This window comes from Aliiglaciecola sp., from assembly GCF_039982535.1.
Taxonomy (GTDB): Bacteria; Pseudomonadota; Gammaproteobacteria; order Enterobacterales; family Alteromonadaceae; genus Aliiglaciecola.
On sequence record NZ_JBDWYG010000066.1, the window covers coordinates 1 to 25,638 of the forward strand.

The window sequence follows — 25,638 nt, forward strand, 5'->3', positions numbered from 1 at the left end:
TATGTGTTTGCTGTAGGCGATTGCCTAATAGTCACAAAGACAGATGAAGTAAACCGCTTAGCTCAGAGATTTGGATTGATCTGAAAGAAAGATCAAAAGCACACTAATACCTATTGACTAACCTGAGGCTCATATGTGTTAGGTGGCGTGACACCTTCGCCACTCGTTTATGCCATTGTTGTAACTTTGGGTGTTTAGAAGTCAATGCAGAAAAATCTGGCGTAACGCCGTCTAGAAGGCCTGTGCAGAATACACCATAAATTGCGAAATCTGCAGCGCAGTGGAAAAACAGTCCGGCAACATGCGCTTGTTATGCCAATTATTACTGAACAATTTTGAGAGCCTTGAATGCATCCATTGTAAGTTTCTTTCTCAGCGCCAAATCTGAGCTTTGGTTTATCTCAATGTGGTTTGCAAAAAACCATGTTTGCTCGTTAACAACAAGATAACCCACATACCATCCGTCTTTTCCAGACCAACCTGTTTTGGACCAGATCTTTATCTTGTTACTACTCTCTGACAACATAATATCCTTCAGTGTTTTAATATGCTGTTCCTGTATTGGTAAATTATCTTCATATAATTTACGTAAGAAACCAATTTGATCTTTTACTGAAACTCTTAGTTCGCCATCAAGCCAAAATCGTGTGATCTCACTACCAGTTAATTGGTTTCCGTAGTCAAAACTTCTAAGATACTCATGATACTTAGTGTCGCCGACTATTTTGGCATAGCGCTGATAACACCATACACATGAATATTGAAAAGCGGTTTTAAGAGTTTGATCTTTGTTCCATGGGGCGTATTCGCGCTCTACACCATCCCAAGGAATGACTTCAGAAAGGTCTTTAATCAAACCCTCCTCAAGTATGATTAAAGTATTGGGTATTTTAAATGTTGAAGCAGGTATAAAGCTTTCTTTTTTATTAACGTTATATTGATATTTTAGTTTACCATCAGCGGATTCAATGAGTATTGACCCATTAATATTGTTTGCCTTGTAAAGGCTTTCTATCTCTTTCTCTACAGCATATATATTGGCTGAGAAAGCCAGTATAATAATCAATCCTAAATACTTCATAGCTATTCCGGTATTAATGGGTGAGTAACATGGTGGCATCACGCCTCGCATCACTGGGAAATTTAAGCTGCGTAACGAAGTGGAGTGGCTTTAATTTGTCCATGTGAATACGATTGTTATGCAACATATATGTTAAAAACAAAAACATTTACTATTACTTGTCTCAATTCGTCCTCTTGTGACGTAAACACTAAACGCCACTCCCCGTCTCCTTGTTGACCTAAGTCTCGCTTGAAGTTTGGGTGAGATGTCAATGAACTTGGGACCTTATCAATCAATTCAGTGAATTTTGCATTGTGCTTATTGAATACTATTATTGATGCTTTACAGTCTCGCCAAGTAAGGTAGCCAAGCAGTTGATCTACTGCAGCAAGTAACTCCTTTTGTCCGCGCCACACTTTACATTCCGCAACAAATGCAGCCCTATCTTGGTCTTCAATTCGGATATCTGTTTTTCCACTGCGGCGAAATGTTTCTCCTGTGGCTCCACCTTGATAGTGACCATTCAGGTGCGCAAGTATTATGTCTCGGAGTTCCTCTTCATCGTGAACAGCGTAAGTTCTTGGTGTTGCTTCAAAAGTTCGGCCTTCATGACGAATGACTGAAAGAATATGTTCATAGTCGTCCTCACTGATCCCAGGCTCAGGCTTATAACCAGATTTTGGAGGTGGAGGTAATGGCCTGACGAGTGTTCTCTTTATGTGTATTGGTTTAACCGATGGTGTCCCCTCCCTTCTTTTTAACGGTATCCCCAACAAATCAGCTATGCCATCATGTTTTTCAAGCTTTTCTTGCCTTGCTTGTACTGCTCTTCGTATATTTTGAGGCACTGAACTATTAAATCCTTCAATTTGATTCCTTTGGGCGTCAACATAAAATCGAATACTCTTTAGTTCACTTTCTAGATTGTTTTTCAATTGCTCCGGTTGCGCATCGGATGGCTGTTCAAATACCAATTCAACGCTACCTGCTGTGTCTCCTCTTGCCTCACGGATATCAGCTCGGGGAAATACTGATTGGTAGGTATTGGGACGAAGCTTCCATAAAACAGATTCACCTATAAAAGGTATAGAAACCACTATGCGGATGCCATGTACATTTATCGGCCCCCGGTCACCAAAAGGATTTCTGTCTCTGTAGCCGCTAACATCTATTTGCACTTCTTGTTGCTCCATTTCCATAGAGTCTTCGTGAAGTTCAAGGGGCTCAATATGAAGTTGAGAACACAAGTGTTCAATCAAATCTTCTTCAGGAGTGGATAGAAATTGGTCTTTTGGAATAGCGTTAACTTTCTCGTTTATTTGGCGAGTTTGATTGTCTAGCGTTCCGTGCAGATCACCTTCATAAAATAGTAAATTATCTCGCCTAAGCATTTTTTAGTGACTCCATTTTTATTGTATAACTCTTTGCATAAGCGGTTTGGCACCGCTCTTGTGACAAATCCGACTTAATGCATTTGTTATACACCATTGCTGCCACGAACTTCATGTACTTGCCTCATAAAAGCTAGAACTCCAGCGACAAAAAAACTACCCGCTAATGCAGGTAATATTTCGATTAAAACTTTTACAACATAAAAATCGTTAGCTGAATGGTCTTTAAGTGCAGGTATAGCAATGAAAAAAGTAAGGCCCATATATAAAAGACGCTTCTCAAACGCCTCCATTTGTTTCCAAGATTCTGAAATAATTGGCCAGTCTTTCTTGAACTCTAAGGCAGACCATACAATGAAAAACAAGTTTGCAATCACGATTACAATTAAAATACCTGATGCTATGTAATGCCACATTACTTAATTCCTTTTAGGTGCATAACAGTATTAATAAGTCGCAAAAGTCCGTGTTTAAACACAGGCTTTTGCCGTATATAAATTTAACCTATTTTAATCACAGGGGGTAACTTATTACAACATATAGGTTTTTTCAGATTTCTACTTTTCCCTCTGTGAAAATACGGCAATTACCAGTGATCTTGCATAATTACGGCTTCGAAGTTAAACCTGTATGTAATCACAATAATCGGTGTGGCGGTGACATTGATCTACCAAAAAGTTTGAATGGCGGCATCGGGCACTTAGCCAACGGAAGCCTACAGCCCAAAAGCGAGCAATACAGTCTATTTGTTGGTAATCTGACTTTAGACAAAAAACATTCAACTTGTCGTCACCACTACTTCACTCAATTTAAATGTTGAACTCTAATCTTCCATAACACCTTTTAAGTTCTCCAAGCCTTGTTGGAGATCTGGGCCAATTAACGAGTCCATGGCGAGTGCAAAGTAGCGGTTAATAGGGTTTCGTCCAACATCACCAGTACCAATCCAAGTGACTAATGTTTGGTCATTGTTTTCTTGAAAGGTTAATTGCCCTTGGGATGTCATATCAAAGGCAGAAAAGTAGAGTTCATAGGTGACACTTTGGTCTGGCTCTAATGCAGAAATTGTCATAATACCATCGCCTTCTGACACACTTTGCCAAGAAGATTGCATGCCTATGGATGCACTTTCGCCTGAAAACTCTACTTGCATATCGGGATCCCGTTGATACCAAACACCCCAATTGCGCCATTGTTTAAGATCCGCCACTTGCGGATAAATGTTATCCGCCGAGGCGTTAATTGTAATACTCCGTTGTACTCGATATTCAGATGGCAAAAAGTACCCAAATACAATAAACAAAGTAAGTAGTATTAAAATTGCGAATACAATTTTTTTGAGGGCTGCCATGTGAGGTTCTCCTAGATCAACATCTAAATTGTTTTAATATATAGTTTAGAACAGCATCTTTATCGACATTAAACGCCACGTCGATATCAAAGCCCTGCTCTGGATCCCGATATGTCTGACCTGCATTGGGTTCGCTTGTCGCCACATTTAACTTTACAGGTTGAAATTCAATTTCATCACCTTGCAGCGCTAACACGCAAGTGGCTAAAACATCCCACATAAAATAGGTAAATTCATAGCTAGGAATGGTATTGATTGTGGTTGCCCAAAACTGACAAGCTATATTTGAAATGGGATATTGTTTTTGTTCCGCCAATTGGCTCAAAAAATCTATATTTACCGGCAGACAGTTAGTCGCGTCTAAGCCAATTAACTTAACAACTAAACCGGAAGCAAAAAGCTTTTGGCTGGCAACGGGATCCCAATAGGCATTCCACTCTGCACTTTTATCATGGTTGTACATGGCCACATTACCAGCCACATCAACGGCTCCGCCCATCCAGATAACATCTTTAATTTTAGCCTTTAATTGCGGCTGTTTTTCAAGAGCAGCAACTAAGTTAGTGCTTGGGCCAGTCATAAGTACACTGACGTTCTCAGCGTTAGATAAACAGGCGTTGATCAACTCATCTGCACTTAATTCAGAGACTTGGTTTTGATCAAAACTTTGCGCCAGCATATCTGGCAACACGTTACATATTTTAGGTTGTGCGCGCCAGTCGGCAGGAAACGCATTTTCACCATGTAATATCCCCTTGCCCACAGGTACATCAGTACGGTTGAACATAGACAAGATTTTTAACGTTGATGTAGTTGCATCTGACAAATAGCAATCTGCTGGTGTAATTGTGACTGCTAATAAGTCGATATGATCCATTGTTAATAACAAGATGAGGGATAATAAATCGTCTACCCCACCATCGTGATCAAATATGACTTTTTGTTTTTCTGTACTTGAGTTGTGTTGATTTTTTATTGGCATTAATTTCTCTTATTAACCTTGGTAAAACTGTTGTTGATATTCACTTGGAGAAATACCAACAAATTTATGGAAGTTAAATCTTAGGGTGACGGTATTATCAAACCCGACGCGTGAAGCAAGTTCGTCCATAGATAAACGATCGTGCTCTAATATTTCTTTGGCTAATCTAATTCGCTGTTGATTTAACCATTCTTTTGGTGGCATACCTACAGAGGCTTTAAAGTGACGATCAAAACTGCGTCTAGACATATTGGCATGCTCAGCTAAATCATCCACTTTAGAGATTTTATCCAACTTTTTAATTGCCCATTGCAAAGTTCTGGCAAACTTATGATGCTTTTGCGGCATTGGAGTTTCTACAAATTGTGCCTGGCCACCCGTTCTATGGGGAGAAATAACTAATCGTCTAGCAACTAAATTCGCGACCTCATGGCCGAAGTCTTGTCGCACGATCTCTAACGATAGGTCAAGACCAGATGCGCTGCCCGCGGCACAATACATATTATCTTGCTGAGTATAAAGAACGTTATCCATATACTCCACTAAAGGAAATCGCTGTTTAAACAATTCAGCATATCGCCAATGAGTCGTCGCTTTACAATTATTTAATAGCCCCAATTGAGCGGGCAAAAAAGCGCCTGAACAAAACGTAATAATTCGTTTATTCAAACTATGAAATGCAACGATTTGCTCCGCAAGCGCTAACTTTATTTTACGTGAATGAATGTCCCAGCCTGGGATTAATAAAATATCGTAGTGAAGTAATTCAGTTACCTCATTGACCTGCATCAATAATCCGGTAGAAGAAGCTAACAGTTTGCCGTCAAAACTTATAACATCACTCTTATACCACGGAGATACTTCTTGCCTCGGTAAGTGAAAAACTTCCAATGCACAACCTAGCTCAAAGACTGGAAAATTATCCGTAACTAAAATCGCCATATGATGCATTTTCGATTCCTTTTCGATACTGCAACGATTGAAACTGGCCTAATATTAGCGAATTATAATTAATTTGCCAGTCTAACAATAAGCTAGCAAAAGTATCTTTAATAATTTTTTAACAATTCAAATTGTTTTTGACTAAAGTACGTGCCAAACTCGTTACATCAAAGGGAAAATTTAGTTTTAATCACTTTGAGCCAACATTCTTACTAATTGTTTGAGGAAGTAATTATATGGAAGGACAGAACCCCCGTTATATCAGTAATTTAACACGTGATACATATGCTCTAATTTTAGCTGGCGGCCGCGGTTCTAGGTTGCATGAATTAACAACTTGGCGGGCAAAACCGGCTTTATATTTTGGCGGTAAATTTCGAATAATCGACTTTCCCCTTTCCAACTGTATTAACTCCGGAATTCGTCGAGTTGGTGTTGTTACCCAATATAAATCTCACTCATTGATTCGTCACCTAGTTAGAGGTTGGGGACACTTCAAAAAAGAATTGGGTGAATCAGTGGAGATTCTCCCTGCATCTCAACGTTCTTCAGACAACTGGTATCAGGGAACGGCAGATGCGGTATTTCAAAATATCGATATTATTCGTCACGAGTTACCCAAATATGTAATGGTGTTATCCGGTGATCATATCTATCGAATGGATTATGGTACTTTGCTGGCACGCCACGCGGAATCTGGCGCAAAAATGACGGTGTGTTGTATGCCGGTCCCAATAGAAGAAGCTGCAGGCCAATTTGGTGTTATGTCAGTTGATGAAACCATGCGTATTAACGGTTTCGAAGAAAAGCCAGAAAACCCCTCCCCGCTTCCAGGCAAACCAGACATGTGTTTAGCCTCCATGGGCAACTATGTATTCGATACTGAGTTTTTATTCGAACAACTAAAACGAGATTCAGAAAAATCCAACTCAGATCGTGATTTTGGTAAAGATATCATCCCAGATATTATCAAGGATCAACCTGTTTACGCTTATGCCTTTGATGAGGTTGACCAACGTGAAGTGTACTGGCGTGATGTGGGTACCTTAGATTCATTTTGGACCGCTAATATGGAACTGGTTCAGCCTGTACCAGCGTTAAACTTATACGATAAACGTTGGCCAATATGGACTTATCAAGAGCAACTTCCTCCCGCTAAGTTCGTTTGGGAAGAAGATAATAGACGCGGTGCAGCCATCAATTCTGTAGTTTCAGGTGGATGTATCATCTCTGGCGCTACCGTACGCAAAAGTGTTTGTTTCTCCAACGTACGAGTTCACTCCTACACTGTAGTTGATGAATCGGTAATTTTACCTGATGTTGAAATCAAACGTCATTGTCGTATACGCCGCGCAATTATTGACAGGGGTTGTATTATTCCTGAAGGAACCGTTATTGGTCATAGTCGCCAAGATGATGAGGCAAGAGGCTTCAGAGTGACCGAAAAAGGCGTGACGCTTGTAACCAGAGAAATGCTCGGTTTACCCGTAGGATATTAAATTTATAACCTTTAAGTAGTTTGAGTTGAAAATATCGTTATTTACGACTCAAACTACTCCTTCTGTTTTCTTCTGCGAATCCCATTGGCTAATTTTATCGTTGATCATAGTTGCAACTAGCTGTGGCTGTTCTAATGGAAACATATGCCCTCCGCCTTTAACCACAAGATGCTCTAGCTTGTTCTTTTTAATAAAAGGCGCAATTAACGTATTCTTACAGACTTTGGTTTTTTCTCCTGTAATAATCACAGCAGGTAAATTATCAGGTAATTTATAGCGCTCTAAATTCAACGGAATTGTTCTAAAAATATTGGCTTCTACTCGATGGTCAAAATCTAATTTAAACTCATCAGGCAACTCTTTTACAGCAGAGCCCACATAATCGGCGATACATTCTGGATGCATATCTTTGAATAACGCTTTGCCTTTAAAGTAGTCTTCTACATTGGTCCCTTTTGGCCAAGAAGTACATCGATTCATTGCTTGTTTAGCTGGCGACAACCTATCGCCAAACCCCAATTTACGTACACTTTTAAATAGTAAGCTGGTTAGGCCTGTAATTAACGGTGGATCAAGCAGTACTAAACCTTTGACCATTTGCGGATACTGACAAGCCGTTAAATAAGAAACAACGGCGCCAAAGGAATGCCCAACCAAATAACATGGCTCTGCCTGTTTTTCTTGTAAAAATGCGACCAATTCAGAAACTTGATTTTGCCAGCCCAATACAACAGGAAAGTTAGCATTATGTGCCAGTTTATCGATAGCAATCACCTCAAAATTTTGACCTAATGAGTCTAATAAAAGGCGATAACTTCCTGCGGGAAATCCGTTAGCATGAGCAAAATGTATCTTCGAATGACTTGTCATTATTATCTTAATTTTCTCTGTAAATATTTTAAGGGCTAATCGACCGACTCCCCCTCATTTTTGTAATCAATTTTGATTTAAATTTTTGGGTATAACTACGAATACCTAAGTATCAGCAAGCAGATTTATTTATTCACTCCCATGGACCAGAATCAACCCAAGTTAAACAACAAACCATCCAATTGAGGTCAATATGAAAGCACAAATAAAGCTTCTTATGGTAGCCAGTATCGCTACTTTAGGTGTTTCGAGCTTTGCCAATGCATCTATTAACGCATCAATGGAAATGGTTTGCGATAATATAAATGCTTCTAGTGTTAAGGCAACCGAAACGTTAACTGATAAAGCAGGTAACGATTCAACGCTAATGTCACAACACTTTGCAGTCACGACCTGCAGCGGAAAGCAATTGTTATCAACTACCAGTTTAGAAAATGCAAGTTTGTTGTCGAAAGAATCAAACGACAAACAACTTGTAAGTTCAACCGATTAACCGAATTGGATAATCCAATTTAGACCCAAACCATTTCCTTTGATACTTAGTGGTACTTTCCCATCTCCTGATGGTAATCGCCGCTCCTCCCCGGAGCGGCATTTTTTTATCCGTTACGTTGCTCAGCAATCTCCCAATCTCGATTAACTCGTCTAGATGTCCAATAAAACGCTAATATTGACAAGATATAAGGCACAACTAACCAACTTAATGCCAGTCTCAAAGACTCCACCTCACCATAAGTATCACTTAGCATATTACTCAAAATACCAATGAAGGTAGGACCACCGCCCAAAGCGATAATATTGAGTACAAAGAAAAATAACGCTGTAGACATCGCTCTCACTCTCACAGGAGCTAATGTTTGAGCCAACGCAAAAGATGGACCTAAATATGCACCACTGGTGAATAGCAGTACGGTCAATAAAACTAATGATAATATTGGACTACCAACTTGCAAAGCCATATACAACGCTGGAGCTCCCACCATTAACATAGCAGCTGGCACTAAACCGTAAGCCTTTTTGTTTTTCTTACCCCATTTATCAACTAAAGCACCACCAATCCAAACACCCGCCGCATAGGCAGTACCATTGCTGATCCCCATAAAAATAAGCAAATTGAAAAAGCTAAAATCTGGGTGTGCTCGTACAAAAAAGTCAATAATCCAAGTGGAAATAGCGTAGTTACCAAAAGATCCAAAGGAAATACCGATACACATTCCCCACCATGAAGGGATAGTTAGTAAGGTTTTAATTGCTTGTTTGAAAGGCACTGTCTCTAAGTTGGCCTTATCATTGTCTCCGCCGCGTACAGGCTCTTTTACGGTGAACTTTAATAGCAGGGCTAAGACAATCCCAGGTAAGCCCACACTAATCATCACTACACGCCAATCTGCACTACCACCTTTAATTAGAAACGCAGTAGCAAAAAATGCCAACATAACCCCAAATGGAATACCCAAAGAATAAAAAGCCAAGGCCCCTGCTCGTTTATCTTTTGGAAAAAGGTCTGAAATCATTGAATGGGAAGGTGGACTACCGCCAGCTTCACCAATGCCAACGCCGATTCGAGCTATGGCAAGTTGAAAATAACTTGTTGCAAGGCCTGACAGAGCTGTGAACCCACTCCACAGAGTCAACGAAATTGCGACTATATTCACTCGGCTATATTTGTCTGCTAGCCACGCTATAGGAATACCAACGAAGGTATATAAAAGAGCAAAGTAAATACCTTTGAGCCAACCTAGTTGTGCATCATCTAAACCAAGATCTGCTTTTATCATTGGCGATAAAATGCCAATAATTTGTCTATCAATAAAGTTAAATGCATAAACTAACGTCAATATGACTAACACATACATCCGGTACTTACTGCTAACTTCTCCTTGCTTAGCGTCTCCACCAGCATCATTTATAGCTTTGTTTGACATGTTAACTCCCACGTAATGTTCAAAACTATATTCATACTAATGACCTATCGTTAAAAATAACAAGCAATCCTGTTAACTATTTGTAAATAAAATAATTATCATCATACAGATTGATAGTTCAATTGAAGTGCGGGGTACAAAGTAGAAGAACTTAAAATCAACTCTGGCTGTCTTTTATTGAGTATCAAAACTCAAAAACCTAACTGGACATCCGACCAGCTTACCGTTATAAAAGCATCTCTTTTAAGGAAAAACATATGACAATAGATGAATTATTAGCACAGGCTAAAACCCATAGTCTTAACGCCGATGAACAACCCACATTGATAATTCCAAAGGAGTGGGGACAAGGACGAACAGTATTTGGTGGGTTATCTGCCGCCATGGTTTATGCCGCCATAAAAATACAGGTTGATGATGATAGAGTGATGCGCTCATTTAACTGTAACTTCGTCGGTCCTTTACTTGTTGATAAAGAATTCGAAATAGTGGTCGAAATTTTACGGCAAGGGAAAAATGCCAGCCAAGCTTTAGGACGAATCGTACAAGATGGCAAAACATGTGTTTCATGTCAGGTCTGTTTTGGAGTAGCTAGAAAATCAAAAGTTGTGGTGAAAAATAACGATAACCATATGTTGGAAATGCCGAAAAAAGGCTCGTTTTTACCGCAAATTCCAAAAATCACCCCCAAATTTTTGCGTTATTACGATCTATCATTTATGGCGGGTAGAATGCCGTTCACAGGCAGCAAAAAGAGTGAAATTAACGGTTGGATGCGATTTAAAAAACCACCAGCAGAAATAACCGACGCACATTTAATTAGTTTAATCGATGCATGGCCACCTAGTGTTCTGCAAATGCTGCGGTTACCAGCACCAGCAAGTACTATGAGTTGGAATGTTGAATTTATTCATCCTCATCAAGATTTTTCACCTGCTGACTGGTTTGCCTTTAAAGTCTTAACCAGACAAGCCGCTGACGGTTACGCTCATACAGAAGGAAATGTTTGGGATCAAAGTGGAGAGTTAATTGCGATCAGTCGCCAGACAGTTGGTATTTTTGATTAAAACACTAACTGAAATTTACATTACAGATGCAGCAGCAGGGTTAAACATAGCAAGGACGCTTAGACTCTGCATGCCTACATGGCTTAACGCGGCATCTAAATCGCTATCTTCTAATCCTAACTTTTCGTATAACTCTACTTCTAAATTAGCATGTCCCGAATAAATTTCAGGGTTGCAATTATCTAGAGCCAGAATATAACTTAACTGCATTATTTGTTGTTCTACATCTGTTGCTTCATATTGACTGAAATGTTGGTTGCGGATCGGTGTAATTATCGCTTCAGGTATCCCCCACATTTGAACCAAGGTAGAACCAATATCAGCATAAGATGCCCCGCCTAATAATTTTAACTGCAAATCCAAAGGCGTTTCATTTTCATTAATTTGTGCACATTTTTTAGCAATATCAGGGTTAAATCTGATCATAACCAGTTCACCTACATTATGCAGAAGACCAGATACGAATATACGTTCAGATTCTTTTAACTTTTTACGCTCAGCAAAATACTTACACAGTAACGCACAACAAACTGCATTTTCCCAATAACGCTCTAAATCAATCACAGTTGAATCTAACTCTTCGAATGTTCGACATATACTGAAAGCGACAACTAGGTCGTAAACAGAGTTAGTACCAATGATTTGAATGGCTTTTGAAACAGTTTCTATTTTGCTAGGAAATTTATAAAGGGCACTATTGGCGATTTTTAGTATTTGCACGGTTAAAGCAGGATCGAAATTAATAACATTAGCAATATCATCCATACCGCTAGCGTCGTCATCTATTAACCTTTTTATCTGAAGTACTGAATCAGGTAACACGAAAATGTCTTTTGCTTCAGAAGCATAGTCTAATGCATGCATCACTTTATCTCCGTTAAACCTTATGTATTCCAGTGTAGTTAATTTAACAAAATTTGCCGTAAAGGTGGAACATTTATTCTCAATTTAGAGTAAAAATAATCCCAAACTTCGATTATTGAGACATTATGACTAAATTATACAACTCTTCAGGGGAAAATGACTTCCTAGAGCTTGAGTGAGAATTAGATAACCCTCGGATTAATCCTATAATTTTCTTATTCACAGGGGTGTTTATCCCTAACCTTTCCCCCTCCTCTACTATGACGCCATTTAGATAGTCGATTTCTGTTTGTTTACCATTGCTGATATCCCACCACATTGAGGTTCTTACATTTTCGTCAATAGCCAACATTCGATTGGCGACAATTTTAAATATTACGTCAGGTAAACTTAAAACAATGGGTAGAATTTTAGCTGGAACTGAAGTCAACTTTGGTAATACGACACCTTTTGCTTCGGTCACCAATAATAACTCACGCATCATTTTCGCCATCACTAATCTATATTTTCGCTGCTGTAACATGTGTTTTACTGGAATATCGGCCAAAGCATTAACACTATTACCTAAGTTGAGTTGTAACTTAGCCCACAATAGTTGGGTCATTTTCTTGCAAGAGGTTGACGGTAAGACTGGAGATTGTATACGGTTAATGAGTTGCTCAGTAAAGTCCCCATCGTTATCACTGGATTCAATAGTAAACATGCCCTCAGAACCTCGATGATAGTGGCCATCGGCTAACTCAACGACATTAAAAGGCACCATGGCTCGTAATACGCGATTATCTGGGAAAGCGTGTTTTAAAACGGCTTCTGAGCCTAAACCATTTTGACAACAAATAATGGTAGTTTGTTGATGAACCAACGTGTGTAATTGCGCTATCGCTGCTTCTACACCGGTGCACTTTACGGTTAGCCAAATTACATCAAAAACCTGTTTCGACTCAGTATCGGGTAACAATAAAGTTGGTTTTGGCGTTGTTACTTTATGCCCAAGATAATCCGTTAACAGTATGCCTTGAGCTAACTTTTTGGCTATTTGTTGGCGCGCTAATAATGTCACATTCTGATTTTTGTGGGCTAAACTCGCTCCCAAGTAACACCCAATCAAACCTGCACCAAAAACTAAATGTTGTGGCATAACCTGTCCTATCTTTTTGAGATTAAGCGATCTTTGCTCTTTCCCACTTTACTACATAACGTTATCATCCTCGACCTCCATTGATTTGCCACGAATAGATAGTTAGATGACTCAACCACTTAACAGCAAACCCAAACAGCTTTTAGCCATAGGATACGTTTGGCCTGAACCGAATTCATCGGCAGCAGGAAAGCATATGCTGAGCTTATTGAAGCTATTTAAAACGGCTGGCTATCAAATATGTTTTGCTAGCCCTGCTATGCAAACTGAGCATAAGATTGATTTAACCCAGTTGGGAATGGACGAAGTCAGTATTGAATTAAATAACAGCTCTTTCGATGAGTTTATTCGTGCTCTAAATCCACAAGTGGTGTTATTTGACCGTTTCATGATGGAAGAGCAATTTTCTTGGCGAGTCGCTAAAAACTGTCCCAATGCATTGCGAATTTTAGATACTGAAGATCTACATTGTTTGCGAGATGCTCGGCATAAAGCGCATAAACAGTCGCGAGAGCTAACTGAGCAAGATTTAAAAAGTGATATGGCAATGCGCGAAATTGCCGCTATCTATCGCTGTGATCTGACCTTAGTTATATCTGAGTATGAAATGTCAATTTTGCAGGAACAATTCAAAGTCCCTTCTGAGATATTACATTACTGCCCTTTCATACTGGATATCAAAAAGTTAACCCCTTCGGCAAAAAGTTTTAATCAACGCCAGCACTTTGTAAGTATTGGCAACTTTCGCCACGCCCCCAATTGGGATGCGGTCTTATATCTAAAACAGAGCATCTGGCCATTGATCCGTAAACAAATTCCTTCAGCAGAATTACATATTTACGGTGCATACCCTCCCCCAAAAGCCACCGACTTGCATAATCCGAAAACCGGTTTTTATGTAGATGGCTGGGCTGAAGACGCGTTTACGGTGTTAGAGCAAAGCAAAGTCTGTATTGCGCCCCTGAGATTTGGCGCTGGTCTAAAAGGTAAATTAGCTGATGCCATGTGGACAGGCACCCCTTCCGTGACTACTAGTGTAGGTAGCCAAGGTATGAATGATAGCGGTAAGTGGCCTGGTGCCATTGCCGACACGCCGCAGCAAATAGCAGATAATGCGGTTGCCTTATACCAAGATGCTGAACTATGGCAAAGTGCGTCAGAATATGGCTACGAAGTATTGGCAGCCCGTTTCGATGCAAACATTATCGAACCGCAACTATTAGCAAGAGTGGAAGATTGTTTAGCGCATTTATCACAACATAGATTAATGAATTTTACTGGGATGATGCTACAACATCATTCCCACAAAAGTACCCAATATATGTCACAGTGGATAGAAGCGAAAAACGCCCATCCAAAGTGACCTATTGCTAGCAATAAATTGGCTTATTTAACCTGTTTTACAATACTTTTTTCGCCTAACCACTCTATGCGATAGAGATCCCGACGTTTGTCTAAAAAGTTACGTACTGAACCTGTATTTTGTAGCATTTGTAACTTATTTAAATCGACATCGACAATTAACGTCATTTCGGTATTTGGTGTAGTTTCAGCCATTACCGCATCATGGGGAAATGCAAAGTCAGACGGCGAGAAAACCGCAGTTTGTCCGTATTGAATATCGACGTTATCCACCTTGGGTAAATTACCAATACTGCCGGCAATTGCCACATAACATTCATTTTCAATGGCACGAGCTTGTGCACAACGCTTCACTCGCAGATAGCCATTTTTTGTGTCAGTCCAAAAGGGAACAAACAAAATTTGCATTTCTTCTTCACTAAGCAAACGGGCAAGCTCTGGAAACTCCACGTCATAACAAATAAGTACGCCAATACGACCAAAATCCGTATCAAATAGTGTGAGCCGGTCTCCCCCTTCCATGGCCCAATCTTTTTTCTCAGACGGCGTAGGATGCAACTTATATTGGGATTCAATGGTGCCATCCCGTTTGCAAATGTAAGCCACGTTGTATAACAAGTCATCTTCAATAAGCGGCATTGAACCGGCAATAATGTTGATGTTGTAACTTACGGCCATGTGGGACACAGCATTCAGTATCTCTTCAGTATAAGTTGATAGATGTTTAATGGCCTCAATGGAAGAGCTCTGGTCCCCTAAGCCCATTAAAGGTGCATTAAAAAACTCAGGGAAGAGCGCCACGTCACAACGGTAATCTGACAAGGCATCTACAAAATACTCGAATTGTTGCAGAAGTTCTTCCACACTTTCCATTTCACGCATTTGCCACTGCACACAACCTATTCGCACAGAATCTTTTTGATGACCAAAAAGTTTGCGCTCTTTGGGTTCATAATAAATGTTGAACCACTCCAATAAAGTTGCATACCCCTCAGACTCTTTGTCTTCGGGCATGTACCCTCGTAGTACCCGTTTCACTTCAAAGTCGTTAGATAATTGAAAGGTAAGAATGGGATCATATAGATCACGGCGTTTCACCGCCTCTATATATTTTTGCGGTGAAAGTTCATGGCTGTGATTTTTATAGTTGGGGATGCGTCCACCTAGAATGATGGCGCGCAGATTTAAGCTTTGGCACAGCTCTTTGCGAGCCTCATAAAGCCGACGACCGAGTCGCAGGTTGCGGTACTCAGGATCAACAAAAACTTCAATACCGTAAAGCACGTCACCATTGGGATCATGAGTAGTTAAATAGGAATTTCCGGTAATTTCATCATAGGTGTGTTCGTCACCAAATTTATCATAATCAACGATAACTGAAAAAGCGGCAGCAACCACTTTACCATCGTCTTCAATACAAATTTGTCCATCCCTAAAAATCTTTAACATCGCCAAATAGCGCTTTTTAGTAATAGAACCGCCCAGATTTGGGTACACCTTGTTCATTATAACTTTAAGCACATCAAAATCGGATTCGGTTAGATTTCGAGCCAGTAACTTTACTTCATTTTCTTGAGACATATATTTCCTATCATTAGGCTTTAGAATTGCTAAACACAACTAAATCCAACCGTTAGCTATTTTGTATTGCATAGTGTTGAATTTTCTCAATAACCGCAGCGAGACCGTTACCACGGCTTTCACTTAGGTGACGGTCTAACTGTATATCAGACATATATAATTTGTAATCAAATGCTGAAACAAATTCAGCCCTTTGATTTTGAATGGGTTCTAAAATGATTGCTAACAGCCCACGCACTATTTTGCTGCTTGCATCCACCTCAAAAGTTAACTGTTTAGACGCTGTAACTTGGCATGTTAACCAAACCTGTGACTCACAACCAAACACTTCTGAATCCGCTGTTTTATCACTTTCGGCTAAGCGCTTTAGGCTTTTTCCAGCTAACATAATTTGTCGGAATACTTGATCCCAACCACGTGCAGACTTGATAGAGTCGGCCAACATGCGGTTTTGTTTTGACTCATCTTGTACAGGATTAACGGGCGCAGTTGTATTCCCTGAAATGTCTTTATCTTGAATGCCAGCGTTGATGACAGCTTTGGTTGACTCTGAATGTTGCAACTGGTCAATGGCCTCATTAAGGCGCGCAATAAAAAAGTCGATTTCCTCAAAGGTATTGTAACAACTCAATGACACTCGAATTGTGCCGCTAAGGTTTAACCTTTTCATTAGCGGCATCGCACAATGATGTCCGACCCTCAGGGCAATTCCTTGTTCACCAAGCAAAATGCCAATGTCCTGACTATCCTGCCCCTTTACGGTAAAAGACATTGTGGCAATTCTGTTATCTTGATCACCATACAAGATAACTGCGGGTATGCTTCGCATTTTTGCCGATAAATACGTGATTAAAGCCATCTCATGTTGAATAATTTGACTTCGGTAACTATCTATAAATTGCAGCGCTTCTTTGAGGGCTAAAATACCTTCAATATGTGGCGTCCCCGCCTCGAATTTCAATGGGCTAGATTGGTAGGTCGCAGAATCAAAATCGACACTTTTGACCATTTCACCACCGGTTAAAAATACCGGTAACTTCTGCAAAGCCGTTAGTTTGCCATAAAGTACTCCTGTACCTGTTGTTGCAAACGCCTTATGACCGCTAAATACCAGAAAGTCACAATCTAACTGGTTTACATCAATGGGCAAATGGGCGACGGCTTGTGCTGCATCGATTAACGAAATAATATTCAGCGCTCTGGCTTTGTTTAAAAAGGGTTGAACAGGCTGAATACTTCCCAGAGCATTCGACACCAACGCTAAAGAAACAATACAGGTTTTATCCGTTAACAGAGCCAAACCTTTTTGCTGATCCCACACCCCAAATTCGTTGACTGGAATCACGTCAATTTGTAAGTTTTTCTTACTTGCCAAAACTTGCCAAGGAACAATGTTGGCGTGATGTTCAGTGGCGGATAACAAAATCCTGCCCCCTGCAGGAAAATCCATTTCAGCCAAAGATTTAGCGACTAAGTTAATACTTTCAGTCGCGCCTTTGGTAAATACGATTTGATCTTTGTGTTTAGCACCAATGAATTTTTGCACATATGCTCTTGCGTCCTCAAACTCAGCAGTGGTTTGATTAGCAAGATTAAACGACGAACGATGCACATTGGCATTTTTCACTAAATAATAGTCGTGAATATTTGCCAGCACATTTTGTGGCTTTTGAGTCGTCGCAGCATTATCAAAATAGATTAGATCTGCATTTGCTGTTTGTTTGAAAAACGGAAACAGATGACGTAGGGAGGTATCTTTCATAGGGCCATTATTTTGATAATAATATCAGTAAAATTCATAAAACATTACCCAGATATATCTTCTGGGTAATATTCACAGGCAAAGCTAAACAAGCGGAATAAAGTCAATATATGCCTACTTAAAAGTAGGTGATTATCCCATTTGTTCCGCAAAACACTCTGTTAGCTCTTTTGCATCAAGCATAATTCCTTCTTCGTCTTCACTCAAAGGGAAGACTAAAATTAAGGTGCCGTTTTTTTCCATTCCAGGTAACCATTGTTGTAACCAATCATCCAGCGTAATTTGTTTTGGGTTACAGTCTGGAAAATCATTTTTCTCCCACGCTTTAGCAAAAGATTCGCTGGGCCAAATGGGTAAACATGCGTCTTCTTCTGCTTGCAGCAATAGCCAACCGTTTTCGCCAAACAATCCCCATAACTCTTTGCTTTCAATCATTCTAGATATTGCATATTCAAAGCGTGCTTCAGGTTGTAACTTACTGATAGTAATAAATTCTTCCGTAGATAGTTCAGGCATCACGTTTTCCTTTTACATTGCCAAACTTCATTCAAACCAAACCAAAGTGATTAAAATTTAACCATTTAGCTTGCAAAATACACAATTTGATAGCTTAATTACTTTAATAGGGAATTTAATTATGCCATTGGAAACTGTGAAATCGACTTTTGCCAACCCCAATCGTAAAACTTGGGTGTATGGCGTTTTGATTCTGCTGATCTTTGCAGCATTGGGTTACTACACTCTTTTAAATCAAAAAGATCGCACCGCTAACCATGATTATTATAGGGTGCTTTATGAAGCTTCCAATGAGTTCAAAGAAAATTTAAATAAACTAGACAGTATGCACCGATATAAAGAGGGTGTTTCGTCTATACGCTCATTACTCCCGAGTTATACCCGAAAAGCCGATTCGGAACAAAACCTTTTACATGCTGATGGCTTTAAATACTCTATTATAGGCCAATCCTTGCAGGTTAATGCGGATTTGCCAGACAATGATAAAGCCTTCGAGGCTGAGTTATCTTTTGAAGATATTCTCCCCAATCCCAAAAAAGGATTTAGCCAATATTTGTTTGCTGATAAAGACGGTAAAGTGATTGCGACTGTAGGTGATGAAAGTACCATTTCCATCGTTGAATTACGCAGCATTAACCAACAAATACAGCGCAAGAACAAACAGTTTCAATTTAATTTCAGTGAATCGCAAAGTACAGATGCGAGTTCGGGTCCACCTCCCCTTCCCACATACAGCAATCATGTAGATATGAAAATATCCTATGGTGACTTTCGTGTGTTTGTATTTCCGTTTGCCTTAGAAATCCCCTTAAGAAAAACATCTGCAGTCGAAAAAGAGGGAGACCAAGAAGTCATAGTGGAACTTGATAAGCTATATCTTGTTGGCTTGTTACCACAAAGCAAACTTAGCAATAGAGAAAACAATGATTGGAACCTGTCTTTATTGGTTGTCACTCTGGTCAGTCTGCTGTTTATTTGGTGCTTACTACGGTTATTTTTACTTCCCCAAAATCAATCGATTACCCGCTCATTCAGATTGTTAACAGTGGCTTCAAGTTATGCATTTTTTATTGTCATCATAGCGTTAGCATTGGGTTACATGCAGAAGTCTTTATTGCAATTAGAAAAAGATCAAAAAGCCACTGAATACGCGAGTTATTTAGATCAGAAGCTAGAAAAAGATATTAATGACGTCTTTAGCCGATTAGAACAGTATCAAATTTTTTATAAGGAAATATTGAAGACCTTGGAGACTTTTTCAGAGATCTCGCAAGTTTACTCAGGTTTTACAGCCGAACATTTATCCACCTTTAATCAATCAATGAAAAAAGCGATTTTAAGTCTTAATGCACAGCACTGTATTAACAACAAACCGGCTTATTGGTTACCTGGTAGTGCCAGTACTCCAAATAAAACCTATGCAATCAAATACAATTGCTTGTTGCCATCTGATGATCCGCAATTTATGCAATTAGAGCTCGATGAGCATGCCATCAATGTTATGTTGAAAGCGTTTAATTCAAACAAAGCTAACGAAGTCACTTTGGATTTCTATTCCAATATTCAAAACCTTGATTTAGTACCAGAAGAGTCCTTGAATACCTCGGTCGTGGCGCCATTTTTACAGGATAAATCGCGCACAATTTTATCCTCATTCGCCATTAATAAAGAAGGTAATTCGGTGCTTCCATCCCTGAACTTTCAAGAGAGCAATGCCTTACCTGCAACCTTTAATTTGTCACATCGAAATTACTACAAAAATGTACGAGATCAAAAAGGCTGGGATATCCAACGGCTACCCACTGCCAATCAGCCAAATGCCGCTTCGGCACATTCTGATAAAACACCTGTAGCCTCTTTCAGTCCCGCTGCTAGTCTGTTTAAAAACGTTTATATTCAGCGCTTGTTAAATGTGACAAATGGCACACGGGGTACCACTATCTCAATGCCAATCTCACCAACAAATAGCACCAAGACCTATGATTATATTTTGGCTGCAGACGTATTATTACCTTCAATGACTTTAGGCCAATCTCCTCCATACGATTTTAATTACATGGTGGTAGAGCGCAGCACTGGGGATGTTTTATTTCACAATGATTCAGGCCGCTCCTTGGTAGAAAACTTGTATTTCACCGGGGATAGCCATTCAGCTCTCAGCAAGTGGCTCAAAGCAGGATTAGATCATTATCCTGAACTAGGCAAAGAACTTATTCAAGGCTCCTATCATGGACAAAGTGGACGTTTCGCCATTTCCAGCACAGTAGTAGATAGATGGGCAATTGTTGTTTTCTACCCTAACGATAGCTTGCAAACCTTTATGAGCAATCAATTTCTTTATGTGATGACTACATTTGCAGTCATTATTGCTTTAATGGTCATAGGAATATATGCAGTTCGCCATTTCATTTGGACCAGTACCTTAAAAGAAAAACTCAGATTACCCGCCAAACTGAATGTACGTTTAGTGATGTTGGTTAGCTCAGTACTCTTTAGTGCCAGCTACTGCTTATATTTTATCGGGCATAATATTGATACCTTGTTTAATCACGGCGCTGGATTTAACTGGTCACTTTGGTTACCTATATTGGGGTTATCAATTGCTACTGTGTTCGTTTATCGTGGCTGTTACAATCACTTTTGCTTCCCTTTTAATCAATTAAACAACTCCACTTTGGTGTCTGCAAAACGCGGCTCAAGAAGACTAATAATTGCGGTGCTTATTGCCATTGGGATCCATTTTTTATATCTACAAAAAACCGCAGATACACCAGAAAAATCCTTAGACTTTCACTATCAGCAACTCGCTTGTAATTGGCTCAATTACGAAAGGCAGGAAGTCAACTCCATCGGGTTAAGCCGCTACCCGAACTCTATCACTTCAAATAGAATAGCGCCGATTAACTTGCTTCCAATAGATAGCAATTGGCGCAAGCGCTTAACCAGTAAAGGTGGAGATTGTCAGAACCTTTCAACTCAAATACATCCAGACGATTATCCTAGTTTAAGCTCAGTATTTAGCGCGACCTATTTATGGCAATGGATAAATATTTATATCCTCGATCGGGATCTTGCGGCCAATTATCAGCCTAACTCTGATTTTAGGACATATAAACATAGGGATCCTGATGGTTTAGTCAGCTCTATCTTATTTTATATTGGGCTTTTTGCCGTCATTATATGGGCTTGGTTTAGGTTCAATACGCAGTTATTGTGGAATCGATTGTACTGCCCTGAGCGCTTCTTGCAGCACATCAATAGAATGACTCGTTCAGTCCAAACTTTGCATTTTGAACAACGTAGCGACAACCTTAAAATTGAATGTGACACCATAAAACTCAATGGGATTGGGTTATCTTTGTTATTGCGGTCTATGGGGTTAAAAGGAGCTGATACTGAAAAAGCGCCGCAAACACCTAGCCTTCTGGCTGGATTCGAAACGCTGTTTTCAATGAGTCCTTGCTTGCAGAAATTTAGTGAAGAAAACAGCTTTTTACCGAATTTAAAACTGAATATAGTCCATCAGGCAGAAAACAGAATTGCTGTTGAAATTTGGGATATAGAAACCTGTTTAGAAAAAAGTGAATTTAGACAACTATTACTCGACTTAATAATGGAAATTAAATCCCTCACATTATCAGGTCAACTCGCAAGTTTTACCATTTACACTGGGTTTCACAGTTTACAACGTGTGAAGATGAAAGATCCGCTAATGTTAGATCAGAGCAGCGTACTGGATCATGCCGAATATCTATCTTGGGCAGAATGTTTAATGGATTTTATCGTCGTGATCCCCGATAGCTTCAAACAAGGCATAGACTGGCAAATGTTGCGCGAAGAAGTAAGCGGCTTCCCTGAATTACAATTCCTCCAACAAGAAGTCGAACAAGCAGAGCAGCAAGAAACCTGGGCACATGTTTGGAAACGGGACGAGCAACAAAACATTGAAAGTCGTTGGAGTACCATTAATTATATCTTGCTAAATGCGGAAGCCCTATACCGATTTAAATGGGAATCGTGCTCAAGTGCAGAGAAACTCGCACTGCTCAATTTGGCTAAACGCCAAAAACTTAATCCTGCCAACACGCAAATGATTGAACACTTAGCGTTAAACGGGTTGATTACTGTGCGTAAAGGTAACATCGAGGTAGTAAACCGCAGTTTTACCCATTTCATTTTGCATGCTGAGACTAAGGCAACGTTAAATCAATTAGTAAAACACGGCGAAGAGGGCTTGTGGAAAAGCTATCGACTCCCCTTAGGCGTTATTATTATTTTAATTATAGGTGGTATTGCCCTAACCTCAGGGGAGTCCATTTATATCATCGCAGCATCAATGGCCGGTGTATTAGGCACTATTGCCAGCGTAACCAATAGTGCCAATTTATTGCGTGGACAAATGCGCGAGTAATCCAGTGGTGTCTCAAAACAACCATAGTCTATTGAGTGGATTTTTCGTCCCGCTCACTTAATTGGGAAATTGGCGCATCCCCAATAGTCGGTACAGGTGGCTTGGGATAATCATTCCAATAGGTGATGTGTAGCTCAAGGTTACTGCGCCAACTTTCGTCTCCACCAGCAGGATATTGACCCTGCAACAATACCTCAGGTTGAATTCCTGGATATTGCAGTTGTGAAGGATCTGATGGCATTATTTCCAATCCTGCTGCTTTGGCAAATTTATGAAATTGCGCCCAGTAATTGTCCATCTCCGAGCTATCCTCCTGCACCCCATCCAATGGAATTGGCGCACCAAATTTACAGGCAAGACCATATTGAAATGCAGATAACCAAGGTTTTTCTGATGCGCCTTGACTGTGAAGCTCTTTTTGTTGAACAGGTGTACGGTAGCCTTCAATTAACTGAACGGGATTATTTTTTTGTTCGAGATGGGTAATTAATCCCTGAACTCTTTTGCGCATAATAGGATGTAAATTTTCTAAAACGGTATTGAGTGTCATGATTATTTTCCTTCTATTCCTTCTTTAAATAAGCGGAAATATTGAGTCGAATATGAATTCCATACTTCAAAAATCACTCTAAACATCATTACTTTACACTTAATCTTGACAGTTGCACATTTTTTGAGCAACTTGGTTTATACTTTTATCACTTGTTTTTGTCACCCAAAAGACATTACCTGAGAGAGGAAGCTTAATGAGTGTCTTTATTGCTGAGCTAAGACGACGCAACGTATTCAATGTCATTGCCGGTTATGCTGTCATTGGGTGGTTAGTCATGCAGTTAGCCGTCGTACTAGAAAGCGCACTGCACTTGCCAACATGGTTCGATACGATTGCCACAATATTGGTAATCATTGGCTTTCCTATTGCCGTTCTGCTCGCTTGGGTTTTTCAATTTACCCCTAAAGGTCTAGTACGTACTTCCAAAAACCCCACGTTAAGTAAAGCAGTCAATTCTAAAAATACCATTACAGTTTTTACTTTGACGGGGTTAATAAGCGCGGGATTGATTACCCTAATGTGGATGCATTTAGGTAAAAATACATTAGCTGATGCAAATACAGAAACGAGTCAACAAACCTCCCAATCAAGCAACGCCCCCCTGCAAAGCTTAGCGACTCAATCCATAGCCGTTTTACCTTTTAATGATTTTTCACAAAGTAATGATCAAAGTTATTTTGGTCATGGAATTTCTGAAGAACTACTCAATCTTTTAAGTCGAATCAAAGGGTTGAGGGTTGTCTCTCGCACATCCTCTTTTGCATTTGTGGGTAAAGACTCCACCGTAAGTGAGATTGCGAAGGCACTTAAAGTGGCACATGTATTAGAAGGGAGTATTAGAAAGTCCGGTAATACTATCCGCATTACTGCGCAATTGATTAATGCACAAACGGATGAGCATGTTTGGTCTGAAACCTACGATCGCCCACTCTCTGCACAGAACTTATTTGCCGTGCAAGATGAAATAGCCAGTAAAATAACTCAACAACTCAAGGGAAAGTTGACGGTTGTACCATTAAAGGACTCAGATAAAACCCTGTCTTTAGAAGCATATGAACTCTATTTACAAGGCCGTGAAAGTCAGAAATTACGCTCCCCTGAAAGTTTAGCCGTAGCAGTGGAAAAATTTACTAAGGTGATTGATTTAGATCCAAATTTCGCCCCTGCCTATTCGGGTTTATCTGAAACTTATTTGCTGATGGAAGGTTATGCAGGTTTAGATAAACAAACCTCCCAAGAAAAAGCGACTCCTTTGGTAGTCAGAGCACTTGAATTAGCCCCCAACTCAGCAGAAGTGCTCTCAAGCGCCGCATACCTTGCCAAAGATAAGAATACAGCAGCGTCCATTAAACAAGCCCAGCATTATGCTAACTTGGCCATTGAAGCCAATCATAATTATGCCAATGCCTATTTTCTGTTAGGGGGGATTTTATGGGAACAATTGAAGTTACAAGAGGCCATTGAACAGTATAAAAAGGCCAGATTACTAGATCCCCTTTCTAGCAGTATTTTAAGTAACCTTGCTCGTATTTATTTGTCCCTAGACGATAAAGTAAATGCCAAAATCATAGGTGACGATTTAGTGCGACTGCACCCTACCCAACCCTTTGGCTACAGTGTTTTAGCCGATATTGCATTTAAAAATGGAGATTATTCCGAATCACATAGGATGTTACAAAATGCCTATGCTCTGAATCAACAAAGTACCAGTATCAAACGAAACCTAGCAAGATTGTATAATTTGGTTGGTTTATACCAGCATGCACTTTGGTATAATGACAGCCCTACTAGCCAAGTTTGGCATGGCATTTACACAAATAATTTAGCAGTAGTAAGCAAGCAACTCCCTAACGTAAAAGATATGACAGATGTTGCATGGTTTTTATATTATTTACGGGACTATGAGAAAACCAATCAGATTGTTAACGCCTATATTGAAGCGTACAAATTCCTCGACAGGCCTATTGAAAGTGCAGCCAGTGCAGACTATATAATTGCTCTGGCGCACACTCGACAAGCCTTAGGCGTAAACAATGAACAACTGCTAAGCATGTTAAAAAAGTACTTGAGAGACAAGCCCCTTAAACAGGTAAACAACGTCAATGAACTTAAGCAACGTGTCTTATTTAACACCTTAATGGGCAACCGCCAACAAAGCTATGCAATGCTAGAGCGAATGATATCTTTAGGTTACGTTATGACCTTTATCGATCCTATTTTTGATGACGTTAGAAATGTTTCGGAGTTTCAAAACCAGCTAGATGCCATGCAGGCGTTAAGGGATACTTATCAAGCACAAATTAACACACAATTAGCCAATCCTAACCCTTTGTGGGTAGTGCCTCCTGCCAAGATATAGGA

The 25,638-nt window shown here is 39.8% G+C and carries 20 protein-coding genes; 6 read left to right on the forward strand and 14 right to left on the reverse strand.

Annotated elements, in window-relative coordinates:
- Positions 1–322 precede the first annotated feature (322 nt).
- The 6 genes from ABJV04_RS17520 to ABJV04_RS17545 form a co-directional block, all read right to left on the reverse strand.
- Positions 323–1,081: a penicillin-binding transpeptidase domain-containing protein gene (locus tag ABJV04_RS17520; protein WP_348492900.1), complete on the reverse strand. Its 759-nt coding sequence runs from the start codon at positions 1,079–1,081 to the stop codon at positions 323–325.
- A 116-nt stretch (positions 1,082–1,197) separates the two neighbouring features.
- Positions 1,198–2,454, reverse strand: a complete 1,257-nt coding sequence (locus ABJV04_RS17525; protein WP_348492901.1) for a hypothetical protein — start codon at positions 2,452–2,454, stop codon at positions 1,198–1,200.
- A gap of 86 nt (positions 2,455–2,540) precedes the next feature.
- Positions 2,541–2,870 carry a hypothetical protein gene (locus tag ABJV04_RS17530; RefSeq protein ID WP_348492902.1) on the reverse strand — a complete coding sequence of 110 codons (330 nt, stop codon included), beginning with the start codon at positions 2,868–2,870 and terminating at the stop codon, positions 2,541–2,543.
- 407 nt (positions 2,871–3,277) lie between these two features.
- Positions 3,278–3,805 carry an SRPBCC family protein gene (locus ABJV04_RS17535; RefSeq protein WP_348492903.1) on the reverse strand — a complete coding sequence of 176 codons (528 nt, stop codon included), beginning with the start codon at positions 3,803–3,805 and terminating at the stop codon, positions 3,278–3,280.
- A 16-nt stretch (positions 3,806–3,821) separates the two neighbouring features.
- Positions 3,822–4,787, reverse strand: coding sequence for a nucleoside hydrolase (locus tag ABJV04_RS17540; RefSeq protein ID WP_348492904.1), 966 nt, complete (start codon positions 4,785–4,787; stop codon positions 3,822–3,824).
- A gap of 12 nt (positions 4,788–4,799) precedes the next feature.
- On the reverse strand, positions 4,800–5,738 hold the full coding sequence (locus tag ABJV04_RS17545; RefSeq protein ID WP_348492905.1) for a helix-turn-helix domain-containing protein: 939 nt from the start codon (positions 5,736–5,738) through the stop codon (positions 4,800–4,802).
- A gap of 227 nt (positions 5,739–5,965) precedes the next feature.
- Here ABJV04_RS17545 and glgC point away from each other — a divergent pair, with 227 nt between their 5' ends.
- Entirely contained in the window at positions 5,966–7,228 is a 1,263-nt protein-coding gene (glgC, locus tag ABJV04_RS17550) for a glucose-1-phosphate adenylyltransferase (RefSeq protein ID WP_348492906.1), read from the forward strand.
- Between the two features lie 48 nt (positions 7,229–7,276).
- On the opposite strand, the gene ABJV04_RS17555 is transcribed toward glgC, so the two are convergent.
- Positions 7,277–8,098, reverse strand: coding sequence for an alpha/beta hydrolase (locus ABJV04_RS17555; RefSeq protein ID WP_348492907.1), 822 nt, complete (start codon positions 8,096–8,098; stop codon positions 7,277–7,279).
- A 193-nt stretch (positions 8,099–8,291) separates the two neighbouring features.
- Here ABJV04_RS17555 and ABJV04_RS17560 point away from each other — a divergent pair, with 193 nt between their 5' ends.
- Positions 8,292–8,591, forward strand: coding sequence for a hypothetical protein (locus ABJV04_RS17560; protein WP_348492908.1), 300 nt, complete (start codon positions 8,292–8,294; stop codon positions 8,589–8,591).
- A 106-nt stretch (positions 8,592–8,697) separates the two neighbouring features.
- On the opposite strand, the gene ABJV04_RS17565 is transcribed toward ABJV04_RS17560, so the two are convergent.
- On the reverse strand, positions 8,698–10,023 hold the full coding sequence (locus tag ABJV04_RS17565; protein ID WP_348492909.1) for an MFS transporter: 1,326 nt from the start codon (positions 10,021–10,023) through the stop codon (positions 8,698–8,700).
- A 257-nt stretch (positions 10,024–10,280) separates the two neighbouring features.
- Between ABJV04_RS17565 and ABJV04_RS17570 the strand changes: the two genes are divergently transcribed.
- Positions 10,281–11,090, forward strand: a complete 810-nt coding sequence (locus ABJV04_RS17570; protein ID WP_348492910.1) for a thioesterase family protein — start codon at positions 10,281–10,283, stop codon at positions 11,088–11,090.
- Between the two features lie 15 nt (positions 11,091–11,105).
- Here the strand turns inward: ABJV04_RS17570 and ABJV04_RS17575 are convergent, their stop codons facing one another.
- Entirely contained in the window at positions 11,106–11,954 is an 849-nt protein-coding gene (locus ABJV04_RS17575) for an HDOD domain-containing protein (protein WP_348492987.1), read from the reverse strand.
- Positions 11,955–12,066: 112 nt separating this feature from the next.
- On the reverse strand, positions 12,067–13,092 hold the full coding sequence (locus ABJV04_RS17580) for a 2-dehydropantoate 2-reductase (RefSeq protein WP_348492911.1): 1,026 nt from the start codon (positions 13,090–13,092) through the stop codon (positions 12,067–12,069).
- A 106-nt stretch (positions 13,093–13,198) separates the two neighbouring features.
- Here ABJV04_RS17580 and ABJV04_RS17585 point away from each other — a divergent pair, with 106 nt between their 5' ends.
- A complete protein-coding gene (locus ABJV04_RS17585) occupies positions 13,199–14,455 on the forward strand; it encodes a glycosyltransferase family 4 protein (protein ID WP_348492912.1) in 1,257 nt (418 codons plus the stop codon).
- A 23-nt stretch (positions 14,456–14,478) separates the two neighbouring features.
- On the opposite strand, the gene ABJV04_RS17590 is transcribed toward ABJV04_RS17585, so the two are convergent.
- The 3 genes from ABJV04_RS17590 to ABJV04_RS17600 form a co-directional block, all read right to left on the reverse strand.
- Positions 14,479–16,035: a bifunctional GNAT family N-acetyltransferase/carbon-nitrogen hydrolase family protein gene (locus ABJV04_RS17590; protein WP_348492913.1), complete on the reverse strand. Its 1,557-nt coding sequence runs from the start codon at positions 16,033–16,035 to the stop codon at positions 14,479–14,481.
- A gap of 52 nt (positions 16,036–16,087) precedes the next feature.
- Positions 16,088–17,797 (reverse strand): aminotransferase class V-fold PLP-dependent enzyme, encoded by a 1,710-nt coding sequence (locus ABJV04_RS17595; protein WP_348492914.1) that lies wholly within the window; start codon positions 17,795–17,797, stop codon positions 16,088–16,090.
- Between the two features lie 132 nt (positions 17,798–17,929).
- Complete coding sequence (locus tag ABJV04_RS17600; RefSeq protein WP_348492915.1) at positions 17,930–18,313, reverse strand: DUF2750 domain-containing protein; 384 nt, start codon at positions 18,311–18,313, stop codon at positions 17,930–17,932.
- Between the two features lie 121 nt (positions 18,314–18,434).
- On the opposite strand from ABJV04_RS17600, the gene ABJV04_RS17605 reads away from it, so the two are divergent.
- Positions 18,435–22,724: a hypothetical protein gene (locus ABJV04_RS17605; RefSeq protein WP_348492916.1), complete on the forward strand. Its 4,290-nt coding sequence runs from the start codon at positions 18,435–18,437 to the stop codon at positions 22,722–22,724.
- Between the two features lie 28 nt (positions 22,725–22,752).
- Here ABJV04_RS17605 and ABJV04_RS17610 read toward each other — a convergent pair whose 3' ends face one another.
- Positions 22,753–23,274 (reverse strand): hypothetical protein, encoded by a 522-nt coding sequence (locus tag ABJV04_RS17610; RefSeq protein ID WP_348492917.1) that lies wholly within the window; start codon positions 23,272–23,274, stop codon positions 22,753–22,755.
- 196 nt (positions 23,275–23,470) lie between these two features.
- On the opposite strand from ABJV04_RS17610, the gene ABJV04_RS17615 reads away from it, so the two are divergent.
- Positions 23,471–25,636, forward strand: a complete 2,166-nt coding sequence (locus tag ABJV04_RS17615) for a hypothetical protein (RefSeq protein WP_348492918.1) — start codon at positions 23,471–23,473, stop codon at positions 25,634–25,636.
- The last annotated feature ends 2 nt before the right edge of the window (positions 25,637–25,638 follow it).